This is a genomic window from Methylocystis sp. sgz306128 (genome assembly GCF_056032725.1).
The window spans coordinates 1-2,399 of the sequence record NZ_JBVYWO010000026.1 but is presented as its reverse complement, the minus strand read 5'-3'; the positions used below and the strand labels follow the sequence as shown (position 1 = coordinate 2,399).

The 2,399-nt window shown below is 61.2% G+C and carries 3 protein-coding genes and 1 pseudogene; all 4 read left to right on the top strand.

Translation table 11 applies throughout. From position 1 onward, the window contains the following. A pseudogene (locus tag AC0N03_RS16715) lies at positions 1 to 183 on the top strand (dTDP-4-dehydrorhamnose 3,5-epimerase); the annotation flags it as partial. Further along, positions 180 to 1,235 (top strand): dTDP-glucose 4,6-dehydratase, encoded by a 1,056-nt coding sequence (gene rfbB / locus AC0N03_RS16710; protein ID WP_474290043.1) that lies wholly within the window; start codon positions 180 to 182, stop codon positions 1,233 to 1,235. The pseudogene AC0N03_RS16715 and the gene rfbB, both read left to right, overlap by 4 nt. Beyond that, on the top strand, positions 1,235 to 2,128 hold the full coding sequence (rfbD, locus tag AC0N03_RS16705; protein WP_474290042.1) for a dTDP-4-dehydrorhamnose reductase: 894 nt from the start codon (positions 1,235 to 1,237) through the stop codon (positions 2,126 to 2,128). The genes rfbB and rfbD overlap by 1 nt, the downstream gene beginning before the upstream one ends. Next, positions 2,125 to 2,399, top strand: a 275-nt coding sequence (locus tag AC0N03_RS16700; RefSeq protein ID WP_474290041.1) for a sugar phosphate nucleotidyltransferase, incomplete at its 3' end; no start/stop codon positions are given. The genes rfbD and AC0N03_RS16700, both read left to right, overlap by 4 nt.

Here is a 2,399-nt window from a genome sequence, read left to right as displayed (position 1 = left end):
CATGACGGCGGCTTGTTCTGGAATGATCCCGACATCGCCGTTCAATGGCCGCTGGCGGCGGGGCTGGCCCCTGTTTTGTCCGCCAAGGACGAAAACCTCCCCAGATTGTCGCAATTCCAAAGTCCGTTCGCTTACGACGGATGTCCATTGATGCCCCTCGAAGAACTTGCGGGGTGCGCATGAGAATTCTTGTCACTGGCGGTGCGGGTTTTATCGGTTCGGCTCTGGTGCGGCATCTGATCCACCTCGGGGTGGACGTGCTCGTGGTCGACAAACTCACCTATGCCGGCAATCTGGCCTCGTTGCAGGATGTCAGCTCTGACGCCCGCTTCCGGCTGGTGAGAGCTGACATTGCCGATGCGTCCGCCATGGCGGCGGCCTTTGCCAATTTTCAGCCGGATCATGTGATGCATCTGGCGGCTGAAAGCCATGTCGACCGGTCCATCACCGGCGCGGCGGATTTTATCCAGACCAATATTGTGGGGAGCTTCGTGCTGCTTGAGGCGGCGCGCGTGTATTGGCAGAGCCTCGATCCGGTGCGCAAGGCGCGGTTCCGGTTTCTTCATGTCTCCACCGACGAGGTCTATGGCTCGCTGGGCAATGAGGGCTTGTTCACCGAAACGACGCCTTATGATCCGTCTTCGCCTTATTCGGCGTCGAAGGCCGCGTCAGATCATCTGGCCATCGCCTGGCATCGCACCTATGGGTTGCCGGTGGTTGTCTCGAATTGCTCCAACAATTACGGCCCCTACCATTTCCCCGAAAAGCTGATCCCGCTCATGATCCTCAACGGTCTGCATAGCCGGGAGTTGCCGGTCTATGGCAGCGGCACGCAGGTGCGGGACTGGCTTTATGTCGACGATCATGCCCGCGCGCTCTATCTGGTGCTGACGCGCGGACGCCCCGGCGAGACCTATAATGTCGGTGGCGGCAATGAACGCCGGAATATCGATATTGTGCACGCGGTCTGCGATATTCTCGACAATGCGGTCCCGGCAAACCGGCCCCGGCGGGAGCTGATCCGCCATGTCGCCGACCGTCCGGGCCATGACCACCGCTATGCCATCGATGCATCGAAGATCCGGAATGAACTGGGCTGGCGGCCCGAGGAAACATTTGAAACCGGCCTCGTCAAAACCGTGCATTGGTATCTCGATCACGAGGATTGGTGGCGTCCGCTGCGGGAAAAGGTCTATGCCGGCGAGCGTCTCGGGCTGATGAAGGCTGCCGAGTGATGCGCCTGCTGGTGACGGGTCTCCACGGGCAGGTTGCATCGGCCCTGCGGCAGCTTTCGGGAGCCGGTCTCGATGTGATCACACTTGGCCGCCCGGAACTCGACCTCGCCGCGCCGGGCGATGCGGGTTTGAAACTCCGCCTTCTTGCGCCGGACATGATCGTCAATGCTGCTGCCTATACGGCCGTGGACAAAGCCGAATCCGAGCCGGAAACGGCTTTCGCTGTCAATGCCGACGGCGCCGGGGCGCTGGCGGCTGCTGCTGCGGATATAGGTGTTCCGTTCATCCAGATTTCCACCGATTATGTTTTTGACGGCACGTCCACCCGGCCTTTGCGCGAGGAGGATGAGGCGCGTCCGCTTGGCGTCTATGGCGCAAGCAAGCGCGCCGGGGAGTTGGCGGTTCTGCGCGCGCATCCTCGGGCCGTCATTTTGCGCACCGCCTGGGTCTATGCGCCCGACGGCGCCAATTTTCTGCGCACCATGCTGCGTCTGGCCGGTACGCGCGACGAGATCCGCGTTGTTGCCGATCAGCTGGGCACGCCGACATCCGCTTCGGATATTGCCGCGGCGATTGTTCAGGTTGCGCGCAATATTTTATCCGCGCCCGACGATCCGCGCCTGCGCGGCATTTTTCATCTGAGCGCTGCGGGCGGGCCGATAAGCTGGGCCGATTTCGCTGTTGCCATTTTCGCGCTTGCCCGGCCTCTGGGCGGGCCGCAGGCCAGAATAATCCCCATTACCACCGCCGAATATCCGACGCCAGCGCGTCGTCCGGCCTATTCCTGCCTCGATACAACCAGACTGGCGCATATTCATGGCATCACGCTGCCGCATTGGCAGGGCAGCCTCGCCATTGCGGTCAAGAAAATATATGAGGGTCACCCGGCATGAAAGGCATCATTCTCGCGGGCGGCAGCGGTACGCGTCTTCACCCCATGACCCTCGGCATCTCCAAACAGATCCTGCCGGTTTATGACAAGCCGATGATCTATTACCCGCTGAGCGTGCTGATGCTGGCGGGCATCCGCGAAATCCTCATCATCTCGACACCGCGCGATCTGCCTCTGTTCCGGGAATTGCTGGGCGATGGCAGCCAATGGGGCATCGACCTGTCCTATATCGTGCAGCCAAGCCCGGACGGACTGGCGCAGGCCTATATTCT

Bases quoted from the DNA above. Each gene is read 5' to 3' on its own strand.
- rfbB (WP_474290043.1), top strand. From the start codon at position 180: ATGAGAATTCTTGTCACTGGCGGTGCGGGTTTTATCGGTTCGGCTCTG.
- rfbD (WP_474290042.1), top strand. From the start codon at position 1,235: ATGCGCCTGCTGGTGACGGGTCTCCACGGGCAGGTTGCATCGGCCCTG.